The organism is Paraburkholderia humisilvae, assembly GCF_902859855.1.
Classification (GTDB): domain Bacteria; phylum Pseudomonadota; class Gammaproteobacteria; order Burkholderiales; family Burkholderiaceae; genus Paraburkholderia; species Paraburkholderia humisilvae.
In genome coordinates, this window is sequence record NZ_CADIKH010000018.1 from 58879 (window position 1) to 76501 (window position 17623).

General features: G+C 63.1%; 15 protein-coding genes. 14 read left to right on the top strand and 1 reads right to left on the bottom strand.

Features of this window, described 5'->3' with window-relative positions:
- Positions 1 to 22 precede the first annotated feature (22 nt).
- The 8 genes from HV796_RS19995 (at position 23) to HV796_RS20030 (ending at position 8984) form a co-directional block, all read left to right on the top strand.
- On the top strand, positions 23 to 1186 hold the full coding sequence (locus HV796_RS19995; protein WP_175228235.1) for a substrate-binding protein: 1164 nt from the start codon (positions 23 to 25) through the stop codon (positions 1184 to 1186).
- A gap of 22 nt (positions 1187 to 1208) precedes the next feature.
- Entirely contained in the window at positions 1209 to 2042 is an 834-nt protein-coding gene (locus HV796_RS20000; protein ID WP_217477950.1) for a branched-chain amino acid ABC transporter permease, read from the top strand.
- A complete protein-coding gene (locus HV796_RS20005; RefSeq protein ID WP_246355943.1) occupies positions 2035 to 3870 on the top strand; it encodes a branched-chain amino acid ABC transporter ATP-binding protein/permease in 1836 nt (611 codons plus the stop codon). The genes HV796_RS20000 and HV796_RS20005 overlap by 8 nt, the downstream gene beginning before the upstream one ends.
- Positions 3867 to 4601 carry a branched-chain amino acid ABC transporter ATP-binding protein gene (locus HV796_RS20010; protein WP_175228237.1) on the top strand — a complete coding sequence of 245 codons (735 nt, stop codon included), beginning with the start codon at positions 3867 to 3869 and terminating at the stop codon, positions 4599 to 4601. Before HV796_RS20005 ends, HV796_RS20010 begins: the two co-directional genes overlap by 4 nt.
- A 23-nt stretch (positions 4602 to 4624) precedes the next feature.
- Positions 4625 to 5578: a DUF1028 domain-containing protein gene (locus tag HV796_RS20015; protein WP_175228238.1), complete on the top strand. Its 954-nt coding sequence runs from the start codon at positions 4625 to 4627 to the stop codon at positions 5576 to 5578.
- Complete coding sequence (locus HV796_RS20020) at positions 5575 to 6978, top strand: amidase (RefSeq protein WP_175228239.1); 1404 nt, start codon at positions 5575 to 5577, stop codon at positions 6976 to 6978. Before HV796_RS20015 ends, HV796_RS20020 begins: the two co-directional genes overlap by 4 nt.
- Entirely contained in the window at positions 6975 to 7829 is an 855-nt protein-coding gene (locus HV796_RS20025) for a nitrilase family protein (protein WP_217477945.1), read from the top strand. The genes HV796_RS20020 and HV796_RS20025 overlap by 4 nt, the downstream gene beginning before the upstream one ends.
- 366 nt (positions 7830 to 8195) lie before the next feature.
- On the top strand, positions 8196 to 8984 hold the full coding sequence (locus tag HV796_RS20030; protein WP_246355948.1) for a DUF72 domain-containing protein: 789 nt from the start codon (positions 8196 to 8198) through the stop codon (positions 8982 to 8984).
- Positions 8985 to 9362: 378 nt separating this feature from the next.
- On the opposite strand, the gene HV796_RS44190 is transcribed toward HV796_RS20030, so the two are convergent.
- On the bottom strand, positions 9363 to 10493 hold the full coding sequence (locus HV796_RS44190; protein WP_246355955.1) for a hypothetical protein: 1131 nt from the start codon (positions 10491 to 10493) through the stop codon (positions 9363 to 9365).
- On the opposite strand from HV796_RS44190, the gene HV796_RS20040 reads away from it, so the two are divergent.
- The 6 genes from HV796_RS20040 to HV796_RS20065 all read left to right on the top strand — a co-directional run bounded on the left by HV796_RS20040 (position 10443) and on the right by HV796_RS20065 (position 17575).
- Entirely contained in the window at positions 10443 to 12158 is a 1716-nt protein-coding gene (locus tag HV796_RS20040; protein WP_246355949.1) for a CHAT domain-containing protein, read from the top strand. The two genes, HV796_RS44190 and HV796_RS20040, sit on opposite strands and share 51 nt — an antisense overlap.
- The gene (locus HV796_RS20045) at positions 12151 to 14562 is read left to right on the top strand and encodes an nSTAND1 domain-containing NTPase (protein WP_175228243.1); all 2412 of its coding nucleotides are present in this window, start codon (positions 12151 to 12153) and stop codon (positions 14560 to 14562) included. The genes HV796_RS20040 and HV796_RS20045 overlap by 8 nt, the downstream gene beginning before the upstream one ends.
- Positions 14563 to 14584: 22 nt before the next feature.
- Positions 14585 to 15616 (top strand): hypothetical protein, encoded by a 1032-nt coding sequence (locus HV796_RS20050; protein WP_175228244.1) that lies wholly within the window; start codon positions 14585 to 14587, stop codon positions 15614 to 15616.
- A 159-nt stretch (positions 15617 to 15775) separates the two neighbouring features.
- Entirely contained in the window at positions 15776 to 16144 is a 369-nt protein-coding gene (locus tag HV796_RS20055) for a DUF2946 domain-containing protein (RefSeq protein ID WP_175228245.1), read from the top strand.
- 127 nt (positions 16145 to 16271) lie between these two features.
- Positions 16272 to 17171 carry a hypothetical protein gene (locus tag HV796_RS20060; protein WP_175228246.1) on the top strand — a complete coding sequence of 300 codons (900 nt, stop codon included), beginning with the start codon at positions 16272 to 16274 and terminating at the stop codon, positions 17169 to 17171.
- 62 nt (positions 17172 to 17233) lie between these two features.
- Positions 17234 to 17575, top strand: coding sequence for a copper resistance CopC family protein (locus HV796_RS20065; RefSeq protein WP_246355950.1), 342 nt, complete (start codon positions 17234 to 17236; stop codon positions 17573 to 17575).
- Positions 17576 to 17623: the final 48 nt, after the last annotated feature.

Consider the following 17623-nt stretch of genomic DNA (forward strand, 5'->3'; position numbering starts at 1 on the left):
CCGTACAAGGAGCCATACAACAATGAAGCGCCTCTCTTCCGTGGCGGCAGCCGCCGCATTGCTCGCGTCGATCGTGACCGTCCAGACAGCGTTCGCCGCTGATCCGATCAAGATCGGCGTACCGGTGGGACTCAGCGGCGCGAACAGCGTCGTCGCACCGTCGGTCGTGCAATCAGCGCAGCTCGCCGTCGACGAGATCAACGCAAAAGGCGGCATTCTCGGCCGTCAGGTGAGCCTCGAAGTAGCGGACGATGGCAGCGGCGCCGCGGGCGCGCAAAAGGCGTTCGATTCGCTGATCTTCGACAAGAAGGTCAATACGTTGATCTCGATGGAAACCAGCGCGGCGCGCAATGCGGGGTTGCCGATCGTGTCGCGCGGCAAGGTGCCGTTTATCTATACGTCGTTCTATGAAGGCCGCTCGTGCAACCGCTACATGTACGTCGATGCGTGGGTGCCCGATCAGCAGGTCGCGCCGATCGTCGACTACTTCATGAAGGATAAGCAGGCGAAAACGTTCTTCCTGATCGGCAGCGACTACGCATTCGGGCGCGGCATGCTCGACTTTACGAAGAGCTACATCGAGAAGAAGGGCGGCAAGGTAGTCGGCAACGAGTACCTGCCGATGGACGGCTCCGACTGGACGCCGATCATCAGCAAGCTGCAGGCGGCGAAGCCCGACGCGATCATCACGTCGACGGCCGGCGGCGCGCCGAACGTCACGTTGACCAAGCAATTGCGCGCAGCCGGCGTGAAGTTGCCGTACGGGAATCTCGCAGTCGACGAAGGCACCGCAAAAAGCATGGGCACGGACGCCGAAGGCATTTACATCTCCGGTTCGTACGTGACGAACATCGACACGCCTGCCAATCATCAATTTCTCGCGGCGATGCAAAAGCGCTTCGGCACGGATCTGAAGACGCCGAACGACCTGTCGGTGCCCGAATATGAAGCGATCTATCTGTATAAGGCGGCGGTGGAGAAGGCTGGCAGTGTCGACACCGCAAAGGTGATCCCCGCCCTGGCGCAGGTTTCGTTCGATGGTCCGCGCGGCACGATCCGCATGGACAAGCAGCGCCACACGCCGCTCACGATGTATCTTGGCCAGGTGCAGGCGGACGGCTCGGTCAAGGTGATTGGGTCCTTCAAGAATGTCGACCCGGGCGATCAATGTCCGTCGCTGAAGTAAGCGCACCGGGGAAGCTGCGATGCTGAATCTGGTCCTCGATATCGTCACGACGGCGGCGATCCTGTTTATCGTGTCGACAGGATTGCTGCTCGTGTTCGGCGTGATGAAAATCATCAACTTCTCGCACGGCGCGTTTCTGACAACCGGCGGCTATGCCAGCGTGATTGTCGCGCAGGCGGGGCTGAGCTGGTGGTGGAGCATCCCCTGTTCGCTGGCGATCGGCTTCGTGCTTGGGATGGCGGTGGAGCGCTTTATCGTGCGTCCGCTTTATGCGCGCCCGCTCGATGCGATTCTCGCGACATGGGGCCTCGGCATCATCGTCGGGCAGGTGATCACGCTGGTGTTCGGGCGTGGCGTACAGATGGTCGCGAGTCCGCTGAACGGCGCGATTGCATTGCTGGGCGCACAGTATTCGGCGTACCGGCTGGTGCTGGTCGGCGTCGCGTTGCTGGTTGCGCTGGCGCTCGGCTGGCTGCTCAACGGCACGCGCCTTGGCCTGCAAACACGCGCGGTGATCATGAACGAGGCGCTCGCGCGGGGTCTGGGCATCAGCAGTACACGCGTGCGTTTCATCACGTTTTGCACGGGTGCGGCGCTCGCGTCGCTGGCGGGCTGCCTGATCACGCCGTTGGCGAGTGTCGATCCGAACATGGGCGTCGCGTGGGTCGTCGGCGCGTTCATGCTGGTGCTGGTGTCGGGCGCATCGCTGGTCAATCTGGCGGTGGCGAGCGTGCTGCTCGGCGGCGCTCAGGTGCTGGTCAGCACATTCATTAATCCGGTGCTCGGCGGGCTGACGATCGCGGTGCTGGCCGCACTGCTGCTGCGTATCCGGCCGGAGGGTTTTGCTCGTGGCTGATCCTGTTTCGACTTTACCGTTGCGCGTGTCGGCTGCGCCGCCGTGGCGCGCCCCTCTGGTGGTGGGCGTCGCCGCGCTCGTGGTGCTGGCGGTCGGCAGCGTCATACTTCCGACCTTTCTCGTCAACAACCTGATCCGCTCGTTTCTGTATGCGGCGCTCGCGTTGACCGTCGATCTGCTTTGGGGTTACACAGGCATCCTCACGTTCGGACAATCGGCGTTCTTCGGGATCGGTGCCTACGCGGCCGGTCTCGTGTTCGTGCACGCGGGTTATTCGCCTCTCCTCGCGTTGGGCGCGCTCGCCGCGGGGCTTGCCGCGGCATGGCTGGTATCGCGTGCGATCGGCTGGCTTGCGTTCTATCACGGCGCATCGCCGCTTTATGCGTCGGTCGTGACGCTGGTGCTGCCTATCGTGCTGGTGCAGGCGATCTATTCGGGCGGTGAGTTCACCGGATCGAGCAGCGGATTGTCCGGCTTCGACAGCATCGACTTGCCGCTCGAAGCGTGGTTCTTTATCGCCGGCGCATTTCTGACCGTGCTGGCCGTGCTTGCGTGGCTCTTTGTGCGCAGCGATGCGGGCCGGCTGCTGGTCGCGATCCGCGAAAACGAATCGCGCTGCGAGTATCTCGGCATCGACGTGTCGCGCTACAAGGCGCGGCTGATGGACACTTGCGCGCTGGTTGCCGCATTCGCGGGCTTTCTGTTCGCCTGTGTGCAAATGGTGGTTGCGCCCGAGTATGCCGGCTTTGTGTTCGGCACCGAGCTCGTGATCTGGGTTGCGCTCGGCGGGCGCGGTTCGCTTATCGGGCCGATCATTGGCGCGCTGCTGATCGATACCGGCAGCGCTTACCTGAGCGGCGACCTGCCGTATATCTGGATGTTGCTGATCGGCGTCGCGTTCGTCGTCGTGATCGTCGCGATGCCGCGCGGACTCGCGCCGCTCGTGGCGGATGGCGTGCGCCGGGCCATGCCGCGCCGCCGCGTGGCCGCGTCGGTCCCGGTGACGTTGGTCGCCGCGCCCGCGCCGGCGCGTGAGCGCGTCGCGGACGGCACGCCACGGTCGGCGTTGTCGCTGCGTGGCGTGCATAAGCATTTCGGCAGTCTGAAGGTGCTCGACGGTATCAGTTTCGATGCCCACGCGGGCGAATTGTTGAGTCTGATCGGCCCGAATGGCGCGGGTAAGAGCACGCTGATGCGCTGTATCGCGGATGGCGCGCAGCGCTCCGGCGGAACGGTCGAAATCGGTGGCGCGGATATCCGGCATCTCGCTCCGTACGACTGTGTCGCGCTCGGTGTCGGGCGCAAGTTCCAGACCGCGACCGTGTTCGATTCGCTGAGCGTCGCCGACGCATTGCGCATCGCGCGCTACCGCGTCGCGCCGCCGTCGAAATGGAAACGCGCGACGACGCTCGAGTTGCCGCAACCGGCGCTCGACGTGCTGCGGCTAACCGGTCTCGATCGCATGCCCGAGCAGCCATGCCGGTATTTGTCGCATGGCCAGAAGCAGGCGCTCGAACTGGCGATGGTGCTCGCGCTCGAGCCGCGCACGGTGCTGCTCGACGAACCGACCGCGGGTCTCACGAAACAGGAGCGCACGCAGATTGGTTCGATCTTCGTGTCGCTCGCCACACGCTATCGGATGTGTCTGTTGCTGGTCGAGCACGACCTCGATTTCGTGCGGCAGATCAGCTCGCGCATCGTCGTGCTGCATCAAGGGCGCATCGTGATGGATGGCGGCGTCGACGACGTCGTGAACTCCGATCTGGTGCGCGCGGTGTATGCGGGTGTATCGCATACGGGGGCGGTCAATTCGGAGGGCGGCGCATGAGCGCATCGACATCGGCATTGGCATTGGCATCGGCCGTGGTTCATCTCGGCGCGCTGCGAAGCGGCTATGGCGAAGCCATGGTGTTAAAGGGCGTCGATCTGACGCTCGCGCGCGGCGAGGTGGTCGCGATCATGGGCAAGAACGGGATGGGTAAATCGACGCTGCTCAAAACGCTGATGGGCTTTATCCGCCCAAAGAGCGGCGAGATCGCGTTATTCGGCGAGCGCATCGCAGGATTGCCGCCGAATCGGATCGCGCGGCGCGACGTGGCCTACATCCCGCAGGAGCAGGCGTTGTTTCAGGACCTGTCGGTCGAAGAGAACCTGAAGCTCGCGCTGACGCGCGATCGCGATTTCAAGCCGCTTTTCGCGCGCATCGAGGATCTGTTCCCCTTTCTGAAGGAGCGTTTGCGGCAGAAGGCGGGCACCCTGTCGGGTGGCGAACAGAAGATGCTGCTTGTGGCGCGCGCGCTGATTCGCCAGCCGAAGCTGATCCTGATCGATGAAATCACCGAGGGCATGCAGCCTTCGGTGATCGACCGTTTGATCGGCATTCTGACGCGCGAGCGAGACCGTTCCGGCACGTCGATGCTGCTCGTCGAACAACATCTGCATTTCGCGTTTGCGGTCGCGAACCGCTATGCGGTGCTCGAACTCGGCGAAATTCCAGCGGCGGGTTCGACGGCGGACGCAGCGGCGCACGCCACGGTTGCACGCTATCTGTCGCTCTAGCGGCGTTAAGGAGGTGGCCTGTCATGACATTCTCGATTGTCGCGCGCTGCGAACAGAGCGGCGCGCTCGGTGTGGCCGTGAGCACCGCGGTGCCGGCGGTAGGGGCGATGTGCGTGTATGTGCGTGCCGGTGTCGGCGCGGTGTCGACGCAATCGTGGGTCAATCCGTACCTGGCGCTCACCGCGCTCGATTTGCTCGAGGAGGGCGCCGATGCGGAGAGTGCGCTTGCGCGGGCACTCGGCGGCGATCCGGCCGCGGATTTGCGGCAGATCGGCGTGATCGGCCGTCGCGGACATGGCGCGGCGTGGACGGGGGCGCAATGCACCGGGTGGGCCGGGCAGCGCACCGGCGCCTGGTACGCGATTCAAGGCAATATGCTGATCGGGGCCGCGACGCTCGATGCGATGCAGGCGGCGTTTGAAGCGACCCGGCCGCTCGCGCTGGAGGAGCGCTTGATGCAGGCGCTCGAAGCCGGGCAGGCGGCCGGCGGTGATATGCGCGGGCGGCAGTCGGCATCGCTGAAGGTCGCACGCGACGAAGTGTATGCGTGGGTCGACCTGCGCGTCGATGAGCATGAAGACCCGGTCGCCGAGTTGCGGCGCGTGTTCGATGTCGCGCGACAACAGGTGACGCCGTTCGTCGAAGGCATGCCGACCCGCGATGATCCGGGCCGCGCGCTGTCGCCCGATGTCACACGCATGCTGCTGATGCCACCGCGCTCGCGTGCGGGCGCGACGGTGCGTCTGCGCGACACGGCAAGCGACTGCGTCGACGAACTGTCGCGCTGGACCGGCATCGAGTTCGCGCCCGACCGCGTCGCGCACAACCTGTCGATCTATCGCTCGATACTCACGGAGATCGACAAGCTTCGCACGCTCGATCTGTCGGACCGGCATCCTGCGATCGTATTCGACGTGACGCGTCTCTATCGAACCGGCCATGCATCTGATATGCGGGACCCGGCGGAGCGCGCATGAGCGACATCGACGATCTTACTTCGCTCGCGGCACGCATCGCTGCCGCAGACCTTTCGCCGGCCGACGTGATGGATGCGGTGCTCGCTCGCATTGGCGCGTTCGACGCCGACGTGTTGGCCTATGAATGCATGAATCCGCACGCACGCACACAAGCCGAACGCTGTGCGCAGGAAGTCGCGTGTGGCGTACGGCGCGGACCGCTGCACGGGGTGCCGATTGCGATCAAGGACAACTACCTGACGGCCGACATGCCGACCACCGCTGGCAGCCGCGCGCCGGGCTACGCGTTCGCGCGCGAGGATTCGGCCGCCGTCGCGCGCTTGCGTGACGCGGGTGCGGTGCTGATCGGCAAGACCCGCACGCACGAGTTCGCGTGGGGCACCGAGACGCCGCCGACGCGCAACCCATGGGACCTGTCGCGCATTCCCGGCGGTTCGAGCGGCGGCTCGGGCGCGGCGCTTGCCGCAGGTCTCGCGTACGGCGCGCTCGGCTCGGATACCGGCGGATCGATCCGTATTCCGGCGAGCCTGTGCGGCGTGGTCGGTCTCAAGCCGACCTTCGGGCGCGTGAGCCGCACCGGCATCGTGCCGCACAGCTGGTCGCTCGATCATGCGGGGCCGCTCGCGCTGTCGGTGCGCGATGCGGCGTTGCTGTTGAACGTGCTAGCCGGCTTTGACGCGCGCGACCCGGGCAGTGCCGACGTGCCCGTGCCCGACTTCACCGCGCGCTTGAACGCGGGTATCGCCGGCCTGCGAGTCGGCGTCTGCCGCAATCACTTTTTCGGCGCCAACGAAGTCGACGTCGAAGCGCGCGTCGAGGACGCGATCGACGATCTGGCCGCGCTGGGCGCGCAGATCGTCGATTTCGAAGTGCCGAATCTGCAATACGGACTCGGCGCGATCTATGCGATCGAGCTTGCGTCGTCGAGTGCGTATCACGATCGGGGTTTGCAACGACACGCGACCGCTGAGATGAACGACGACGTGCGCACGCTCATCGAGATCGGCCGGATGGTCACGGCCGCCGACTATCTGAAGGCCGAGCAACTGCGCACGCTGCTGATTGACGATTTCGCCGCGGTGCTTGAACGCGTCGATGTGATCGTCACGCCCGCGTCGCCTGTCACCGCATGGCATCGCGGCCAGCCTTCGGTCGTCACGGGCGGCCTCGAGGAAAGCCCGCTCGCCGCATCGTGGCGGCTCACGTATCCATTTAATCTGACCGGCTTGCCGGCGCTGTCGCTGCCCTGCGGGTTCGATGCGCGGGAGTTGCCGGTAGGCCTGCAGATCGTCGGCAGGCCATTCGACGAAGTCACCGTCCTGCGCGTCGCGCAGGCTTATGAAGATGTGCATCGCTGGCATGCGATGCGTTCGCCGATCGCGAGGAGTGTTGTGCAATGACCGCAGGCAATGAAAGCAGGCTAGGCGTTGCGTGCATCCAGATGCAGCCCGAAGTGGGGGCGAAGTCGCGTAACGTTGCGCACGCAACCGAACTGATTGAGCAGGCGCACGCGCGCGGTGCGCGTCTGATTGTGCTGCCGGAGTTGTGCAATACGGGCTATGTGTTCGAGTCGCGCGAAGAGGCATTTGCATTGTCCGAGACGCTCGACGGCGGTGAGACGATCCGCGCGTGGGCGTCGCTTGCCACGCGGCTCGATGTGACGCTCGTGGCGGGCTACGCGGAGCGCGATGGCGATGTGCTTTACAACTCCGCGGCGATCATCGGTCCGCGCCAAGTGTTGGGCAATTACCGCAAGCTGCATCTGTGGGGCGACGAGCATCTGTTTTTCGAGCCAGGCAATCTCGGCGTGCCGGTCTTTCATACCCCATTCGGCCGCGTCGCTTGCGCGATCTGTTACGACATCTGGTTTCCGGAGGTTTTCCGGCTGGCCGCGAACCGCGGCGCCGATATCCTGTGCGTGCCGACCAACTGGGTGCCGATGCCCGCGCAGCCCGACGGCCTGCCGGTGATGGCGAATCTGCTTGCGATGGCCGGTGCGCATTCGAACGGGCTTTTCGTGGCCGCGGCGGATCGGGTCGGTCATGAAAGGGGGCAGCCGTTTCTTGGCTGTAGTGTGATCGTCGACGCGCATGGCTGGCCCGTTGCCGGCCCCGCCAGTGCGACCGATGAAGCCGTTCTGGTCGCGCAGGTGAATCTTGCCGATGCGCGCCGGCATCGGCAACTAAATGCGTTCAACCATGTGCTTCGCGATCGGCGGCCGGAGGTGTATCGATCCGGTGGGGATGGCTAACTCGACTCTGAACATCGGCGCATGCAAACCCCTTGCGATTCGCTACACTTGAGCGATTCGCGAGCATGAGGGGAGACGTCATCCATGGCAGTGCGCAAAACGGCCGTCAAGGCGGCGCCGGCATCGGCTGCGAAAGTCGTGTCGAAACGGGCTTCGGGAGCGGTGGGCAAGACGGCGGCGAAATCGGTCGCGAAACCTGCGGTCGCGAAACCTGCGGTCGCGAAACCTGCGGTCGCGAAACCTGCGGCCACAAAACCCGCGGCCACAAAACCCGCGGCTACAAAAGCCGCTTCCACGAAGCAGCCCGCAACGCCCGACGCAGCACCGTCGAGGCCCGCGAGCGGCGCGCGCGCCAACGACGCGCACATCCGCGTTGGCATCGGCGGCTGGACCTTCGCGCCGTGGCGCGGGCTGTTCTACCCGGAGGACCTCACGCAGAAGCGCGAGCTTGAATACGCGAGCCGCCAGCTGACGACCATCGAGATCAACGGCACCTTCTATGGGTCGCAGAAGCCTGAATCGTTCGCGAAGTGGCACGACGAGACGCCGGACGATTTCGTTTTTTCGCTGAAGGCGCCGCGGTTCGCGACGCATCGCCGCGTGCTCGCGGAAGCGGGCGAGTCGATCGAGCGATTCCTCGCAAGCGGGGTGCTCGAACTGAAGGAGAAGCTCGGGCCGATCAACTGGCAGTTCGCGCCTACCAAGCAGTTCGACGAACCGGACTTCGACGCGTTTCTGTCGCTGCTGCCGAAGCATGCAGGCGGCCGCGCGCTGCGCCATGCGGTAGAAGTACGGCATGAAAGCTTCCGCGACGAGGCCTTCGTCGAACTCGCACGCAAGCACGGCGTGGCGATCGTCATTGCCGGAGACTCCAGATATCTGCAGATCGCCGATGTGACCGCGCCGTTCGTCTACGCGCGGATCATGGGCACGCTTGATGTATTCGAGCATGGCTATGCCGACGATGCGCTCGACCTCTGGACCGGGCGCATGCGGGCATGGGCGTCGGGCGACCAGCCCGCGGGACTCGACACGGTGGCAAAGCAGGTGGCCGGCAAGAGCCCGCGCGATGTCTTTCTGTATGTGATCAGCGGCTACAAGGAGCGCAACCCCGCAGCGGGCATTGCGTTGCTCGAACGATTAAAGAAGCGCTAGATCGCGGCTGGCCCGCATCGTCTCGCGGGAAGCAGAGCGGCGGCTATCGGTCGTTTATGCGTTGTGCATGATATGCACTCCGAGACGATCGTGGGCGTTCATGGTTGAATCGTCGGCTCGCATTCGTCGACTGTGAAAATGGACCTTCTCAGCTTCCGGTCATGCACGGGTCGGTTCGCTTGTGTACCCCGAATAACGGGCGGCGCAGTTCAACGGCACCCATTCGCCCGCCCGATATTCATTTATTGCTCGGTTCACGCATCGGAGCCCGCTCCGTTGACCGCGCACACACCTGCGCCTGCGCGCCCACCGCGAAGGCAACGAATGCGTTGTGGCACGAACGAGGCACGCACGCGCTCGCAATCGGGGGTTTCAACGTCATTGCATGCCGCTGGGGTCCACGCCTGTCCACACATCGTCGGGAGAGAGGGGGGCAAACTCGTGGGTTTCTTTCGGTCCAAGGTCCGGCCGGTCCCTGAACCTGAATTCTGGATCGAACCACGATCGCTTAAGCCCGTTAGCGCGATAAAGCGGCGTCAGCGATGCGCTCGCAACGGTCTTGAAAGCGAGGCCACTTGTGTATTTGGCTTCCAGCTTCAAACCTAGATCGGTTAGACGCGTGGCGCCTATCTGGACGGAACCGTTGGCTTTGAGGTCAGCCTGAGCCGATGCGCCTGCGGACACGATGATCGTGGCCGAATCCGCCTTGACCAATTCCGTCACAACGATCCAGTCCCGTTGCCACTCGCCCGCCAGGTAAAGCTTCTTGATCTGATTGCCGAGTTGCGTCAGATCAGCGATTCGCGTGACGTCGCAGCCCGCGGCTTCAAACACGATCGCATTCGCGCGAGCGAATTTCACGACCACGCCGGCTTCCGCCTCGGTCAGCATGCTTCCTGGAAGCGTCTGCCCGGCTATTTTGGTGCTGATCGTTACGCCGCTGGCAGACGAATACTCGATGACGCCTTCCGGCGTCGACCGCCTTGGCGTAAAGGTCAAGCGGTGTTCGCTAACGTGTCCCACGGGCCGGGCCGTCTCACCTTCGACGGTCAGGATATCGCCAAGCCGTAGCTGCATGCTGGGAAGCCACGTGCCGAAATATCCCAGAGCCCGATGCAGTTCTTTGCAATACGCTTTATGTAGCATGAGTGCAGTTCCCCGAAAGGGCCACGGTTTGCCGGTCTCTCTACTATAGTATCCGGTAGGGGAAACGAGGGGCACACGGTCATGGATCCGCAGCGGCTCGCTTTCAAGATATACCGGAATCGGACGGAGCCGGGATATAGAGTCGGGTTCTCCGGTGACGACGTCGCGCCCCTCGACGAGCCCTTTGCGGTGGATCTCGGCGAAGGAGGCCGGCTGGCCGGCGTCATCGCGAGAATAGAAAACAATCTGTGTACGCGCGATGATCTGCGCGATCTTGGCACCGAGCTCTGGGCGGGCCTGCTTTCCGGCGGCATCAAATCCGAAGTTGACGGCGTACGCATCATGCCCGGCAGGCTTGTGCAAATCTGCCTCTGCTTGCCGCCCGAACTCGAGCAGATTCCGTGGGAAGCGGTGTATGACATCGACCGAGCGGTGTTTCTCGCCGTTCAGCCTGGGTACTGTGTGTTGCGCACGATGCCTTACGAAGCGCGCGCGGCAGATTTGGCCGCTCCCGCGCCGAGGAGCGGCCTCAAGCTGCTGGCGGTGATTCCCGAAGGCTCGGGCTTGAACGTCGAACAGGAACTGAGCGGGCTCAAGACAGCAGTCAAACAAGTCGGCAACCTGTCCTTTGAGGACCTGCGCGGCCGCGTCACACCCGACGCGGTCATGACCAAAGTAGACGAAAGCTCGCCGGATATTTTCCACTTTATGGGGCATGGTGAGCTCGACAGCGACTTCAACGTCAGCATCCGGCTCAATAGCGACACAGGCGGACAGAACGAATTTCTGGCGGATGCCGAGCAATTCGCGATGATGATCGCGCGCTCGGAATTGCGCCTGGGTGTCTTCAACTGTTGCTACGGCGGCCGCTCCCCTCGGAGTTCGCTAAGCGGTCTCGGACCACTGATGCTGCGTCAAGGCGTGCCGGCGATCGCGGCAATGCGCTACCCGATTCCGGACGACGCCGCCGTGCGGTTTTCGAAGGCGTTCTATGGCGCGCTGTTGACGGGCGAGCATCGCGGAAGAGTTGATTTCGCGATGCAGCGCGCACGCTATGTCCTGTTCAACAGCGCGACGAGAGATCAGTGGCGCACCTTCATCACGCCGGTTCTCTATCTCGCTCAAGGCCGCGAGTCGCTATTCGACATCGTCCCGCAAGCGCCTATACCGGATCAGACGCAGCGCGCAGTCGAAGACGTGGAGGTGCCGCGAGCGTTGCTTGACGCATTCCGCAAACGGCGCTGTATTCCGATTGTCGGATGCGGATTGATGCGGCCGCCGACTGACCGGTTTTCGCCGGCACAGCACACGATTCGTGCACTCACCGAGCATCTTGCTCAGAAATGTCAAAGTTGCGACGATGATCTATGGAAAGCAGCGGAACTGGCCGGATTGACCGAGTTGGCGTTTCACAGCGTCGCGGAGGTATTCGTTGCGGAAAATCTTCGTTTCGCGCTGATCGACGCGATCCGGGACTGGTACGACAATGCAAGGCCGAGTCCATCGCATCACGCGCTTGCGACGTGGTCGGTGCCGGCAATCTTCGATACGCATTTCGACGGGCTGCTTGAACGGGCGTTCGAGGCAGCTGGCCGCGCGTCCAAGGTCATCTATTCGCTGGCGGCGCCGCCCGTCGATCTGCAGTCGAGCCAGGAAGTGCTTGTGCTGGTTCGAGGGGCGCCAACCAACGACGACTCGCTGGTGCTCACCGAACAGGAGAACGAAAGCCTGCTGGTCACCATGGATCGATTGTCCCCGTCGATCGAGCAACTGGCCACGGCTGAACGAGGACGTTGTATCTTGCTGCTCGGCGTCAACCCACGCGATCCCGTCGTGCGCAAGCTGGCGCGCCGACTGATTCGGCTGCATTCGAACCAGGGACCGGCGTTTTTCGCGTCGTCGAGCTTCACGGCCGCCGATCGGGCCTATTGGAAAAGCCTGGACGTGACGTGGATCAACGCGGAACCCGACGCGCTCATCGACAAGCTCACCAAGCTGATGTCGACGGAAGGGAGCGCACATGAGTGAACAGGATCCGTCGACCCAGCAATCGTCGCCTTACAAGCTGCTCGAATACTTCGTCGAGGCGGACGCGCCTGTCTTCGGCGGCCGCGACCAGGAGATTTTCGACATCACGGCGCGCCTCGCGAGCCGTGGTGTGCTTGTTCTGTATGGTCCTTCGGGAATCGGCAAAACCTCGCTGATCTGGGCGGGGGTCTTTCCGTCCGCACGCAAGCTGGACTGGGAATGCGTGTATCTGAGAACCTTGACCGACCCTGTGGCCGACCTGTCGTCCGCGTTGACCGAGCAGCTCGGACTGGACGCCCGTCAAGGCGAAACACCGTTGCAACTGGCCGACCGGCTGGCGGCGCGCAACAGCACCCGGCCACTGCTCATCGCGCTGGACCAGTTCGAAGAGTTCTTCATCCGGTTCCAGAATGACGCAGCCTTGAAGGAAGCATTCGTTGAAACGATCGGACTGATCGTTTCGCGTAATGACATCGACTGCCGCATTCTCTTCAGCCTGCGAGAAGACTACCTTGCGAAGCTGGACGAATTTAGCGCAAAGCTTCCTCAACTCCTCGAGAACCGATATAGGATCAATGCGCTTACCGCGTTCGGCGCACGACAGGCGATTACGCTGCCCTTACTGGCTCAACGCATTCCCTTCGACGCGCGACTCGTTTCAGACCTGCTGACGCATCTTGCTGCGTTCGACTTCGATCCTGCCATCCTGCAGATCATGTGCAGCGAACTGGTGCGCGTTGCACTGGAGCGCAGCCCGGAGTCGTTGACGTTAAGAAGCGACGACCTGCTGAAGCTAGGCGGCATCGAGGGCATGTTCGGCACTTATCTCGACAAGGCGGTCGACGAGGTGGGTACCGACATGGCGCTGGTGATGCGCCTCGTGCTCGACGTGCTGATTTCCAAAGAGCGCACGAAACGAGCGATACGCATCATCGATCTGAAGGCGGAACCATTTCTGGCATCGGATGAGGAACTGGAAGCAGTGGTTCAAGCGCTGCACGTGCACCGTATCGTCCGTCGGGATAGACGCGGCAATGAAGACTGGTTCGAATTCATGCATGAACGGCTTGTCGACATCGTCCTCGAGTGGATGCACGCCGATATCAACTTCTTCAATTTCGTGTCGGCACGCGACCTGGCCGGATTCTCAAAACGCAATCCGATCTGGCGCACCAACCCGGAGGCGCTGCTGACGGAAGGTCAGCTCAAGACAATTATCGAACCGTATTCCGCGCGGCTGCGTCTGGACCGCTGGCAAATCAAATTTCTGATACTGAGTTGCATGTATCGGCAAAGCCCATTGCTCGCGTCGTGGGCAAGTCGCTACTCGGAAAGGCGGACGATGGCGACCTTGTCCGCCCAGTTGCGCTCGGATAAGGAAGCCTTGCGCATTGGCGCGCTGCGCGCATTGGCAGCGCTTGAATGGCAGCCATCGTCACGAATCCTGGACCGCTGCATCGCGTTCGGCCTCCATGACCCACGCGAAGTCGTCCGACGCGCTGCCGGCGCGGTACTCGCGCGGCACGCGACGCGCCGGGAACGCGACCTGATGTTCGATGCCGTCACGCGACCCGCCACGCGAAACGCGGCGTTGCAACTCTGTGCGGACCTGTCCGCTGTCGATCGCACGGCGGGAAGCATCGGCATGATGGAGCGCCTGCGTATCCGGCGGATTCGCCGCATACGCGAACTGGACGAACACGCCGACCTGCGAGCGCGGCGTGCCCGCTGGGGCGGCATCTATGGGCTGGCAGCAAGCGGAATATGGTGTGCTTCGATCGGGCCGCTTTGGATTTTCCTGTTTTCGTCGATCCAGTACTCGACGGACGACGCGGTGATGTTGCTCCGTGGAATCGCCGTCTTGCTGTACCCAATTGTCTGCGTGATCGGCGGTCTGCTGGGCTATCGGATTTCGCTTCGTGCGGCCAGTGGGGACATCCTGGGGCATAAGGAGAACTGGGTTCTCGATCTGCTCTCGGAGTGGGCCTTTTGGGTGGTCATACCGCTGTATGTGCTGTTCGTGTGGGTGCTCGGCGGGTTGGCGAACGCCAGCGCTAAACAGATGGTGGCGCTGCTCGCCCTTCCGATCGCTTACTGGTTGTGCGCATCTTCAGTCAGCGTGGCCGTTGCGCAACTCTGTATCGGCAAGTCGCAACGTCGCGCGACAGTGATTCTTTGGGGCATCGCGACGGCGATGACCGCGCCGGTATTGCTTGCTACGGCAACTGCCTATCTCGCCTACCGCTTGTTCGACGACGCAAGTATTCTTGACCGCATCTATTCTTCGGGTCTCGCACTTGTATTGCTCGGCACAAGTACGTCAATGGCGTTCGTCTTTTCGCTCGCGTTCCCGCGCATGCAGTTCAAATGGCCCGGAATAGTGGTCACTCAGGTCACCTATTGAGCGAAGCCGCCAGGAGCTCACCATGACGCTTCGAATTCTCGCCCGTTCTCTGGTGATTGTTTGCCTTGCAGGGATCGTTGCCGCGATCTATCAGCAGTACGGGCTGGACTGGTTGCCGCTTAACGCCGCCAGGACGAACCTGAAAGACGCTCACAGCGAAGCGGACCTCGTCATCGACATGCGGTCGGGACGGCGCGCCATTGCCTACGTTCGCGTTGCAGTAGAGGGTGCGGGGCCCCGGCTCGTCAGAATATCCTACGAGGGCAATGGCCACGGGGGCATCTATTTCAGAGACGCACCTGCGATTAACGATTCTGCAGTCCTTGTAACTGAGGATCAAACGGTGACGTTTCACACCAGGAAGGATCCGGAGCAGGGTTATCACCCACTGGCCATGAAAGTGCACGTGGTGAGCGACTCCCTTGTGAATGCAGAGTCCATTACCGCTAGCCGCTTCGCGTCGGCGGTGCTCGCGCAGTGGAACGAGATACCGACTCGCCCTGGTGTGTGGCGATCGCACCTGCGGATCGCGCCCGAAAATCCCCGCAAGCTTGTTTTGACCATCCCGTGGATGCTGGAGACGCTCGGCAATGCGGACCCTCTTCTGCCGCTTCCCATGGTGATGACCCTTGACGCTACCGGGCCGACGCCGCGACATGTCGCCGTATGCCTGGATAACGAACTGTCGAGCTCCGGAGGATTTGTCTTCGATGGCGAACGTGCCAAGCGTCTCAACCGGTCCATGGACCCGTCCGGTTGGGTCGGCCGCATGCTCGATGTGGCGGAACTTGCTCCGCTGGGTCCTGGGCGCGATATCGATATCGACATCCAACCCGAGACCGAGCGCCTTAAGGACGAGCTCTCAAAGCGTCCCCCCGTGACGTCCCCCCGGATTCAAAGCGGATTGGCCGACGCGGACCAATATTGCGGCGACCATGCGCGTTGGGCGACGCTCTCCGATGACGACCGCGTTTCACGGTTCAGGCAACGGGTGGCGCATCAAGGATCGTTCGCCACGGTGATCTTCGCCGAACTCGTCTACGAGCATCGTTAAATCTAACGGCGGCGTCGACCGGTGACCTGGCAGCGTGTGACTGTACCGAACGACGGGTCGACGTTGTGCGTGCGCGGTTGCACGCGGCGCGCCGCGACAGCGTGGCATAATCGCCGCGAACACGCCCCTTCATGCCCCTCATTGACGGCCGTCCGACTCATGCAGCAGGGTCTCATCCGGAAGATCGGCAGCTTGCTAGGATTGGTTGCGATCCTGATGGCGACGCTCGCGCCGACCATTTCGCAGACGCTCGCCGCAAGCCGCCATCTGGATGCGCTGTGTTCGGCGCAGTCGTTTGCCGATGACGGTGCAGGCAGCCGCCCGGGTTCGCATACGCAGATGTCGCATGGCGACGCCTGCGCGTATTGCAGTCTGCTTGCACACGTGCCGGTCGTGCCAAGCGTTCAGGTTCCGTTTGCCGTCACCGTCTGGCTGATCGAGCATCGCAGAGCCGTCCGGTTCGACACGGCGCGCCGCGTCGAGCCGCTGACGTCGTCCCAGCCGCGCGCGCCCCCTTTCCCGTCCTGATTCGAGATTATTCCGAGCGGCGCCACGCCGGCTGTGCCTATATGCACGTGCTGGTCTGTGCCGCATCGCCGCGCCGTCGCGCATGAAGCGCGCGACGGCGTGGCCTCGACCCGATCAAGGACTCACCATGTCTACACCTTTCACACGCAGCGCAAGCGCGCGCCTTGCTGCCGCGTCAGCCCTTTGCGCAGCCGCTGCAGCGCTTGTGATTCCCGCTGTGGCGCGGGCGCACGCCGTTGCCGGCGACCGCGTGTTTCCCGCCACGATGGCAATCGACGACCCCGGTGTTGGCGACGAAGCCAACCTGCAATTCGGTCATCAACGCGTACCCGGCGACAGCGGCGACCAGAGCGTCAACACATTTGACTTCGAGTACGACAAGCTGATTACTTCGCGCCTCGCGGTTTCCGTCGGCGGCACGTATGTGATGCAGAACAACCCGACCGCGCACGGCTTCGACAATATCGACGTCGGTGCGAAATACCTGCTCTACGTGAACGATCCGCACGAGTTCATGATGTCGGTCGGCGTCGATGCCGAATTGGGCGGCACGGGCAGCCGCGCGATTGCGGACAACTTCTCGACAATCTCGCCGACGGTGTTTGCCGGCAAGGGGCTTGGCGATCTGCCCGACTCGCTGGGGTGGCTGCGTCCGGTGGCGGTCACGGCTGAAGCAGGGCCGGCCTTCACCACCGGCGCAGGCCAGCCGAACGCGTTCAACTACGGCTTCACCGTGCAATACAGCTTGCCGTATCTGCAGCAGCACGTGCGCGACGTTGGACTGCCCGCGCCGCTGTCGAACCTCGTGCCGCTCGTCGAGGTGCCGTTATCGCGTAGCCAGGGCCAGACGACGGGCACGGTCAACCCGGGCTTTATCTGGATCAATCGATATGGGCAATTCGGCATCGAGGCGCAGATTCCGATTAACCGCGCAAGCGGCTCGCGAGTGGGCGTGCTGGTGCAGGCCCATATCTTCTTCGATGACGTGGCGCCGAACACGATCGGCAAGCCGCTCTTTAATCTTTAACCGAAGGAAGTTCCATGTCTTATTCGAAATTAGAGGGAGCGGGCTGGCGCAAGCGAGTGGCGATGCCGCTGCTCTGCACCGCCGCACTGCTCGTTGCGCAGTCCGCGTTTGCCCATGTGTTTCCGTCAAAGCAGGAGCCGGGCGCGGGCACGACGGTGTCTGCGCCGGCCCAGGTGAAGATCACGTTCGATGGCCCGCTCGAGCCCGCGTTCTCCACGTTGGACGTGACCGATGCGACCGGCAAGCCCGTCACCATGGGCAAGGCGAATATCGACGCGAAGCAGCCGGACGTGATCAGCGTGCCGCTGGCCGCGCTTGCCGCCGGGCACTACACCGTGCATTGGGTGGCCGTGGCATCGGATGGACACCGGACGCACGGTGACTACTCATTCGATGTGAAATAGGCACGGGCGGCCGCCGGAAACAGGTGTCGTGCCCGGCCGCCGTTCGAG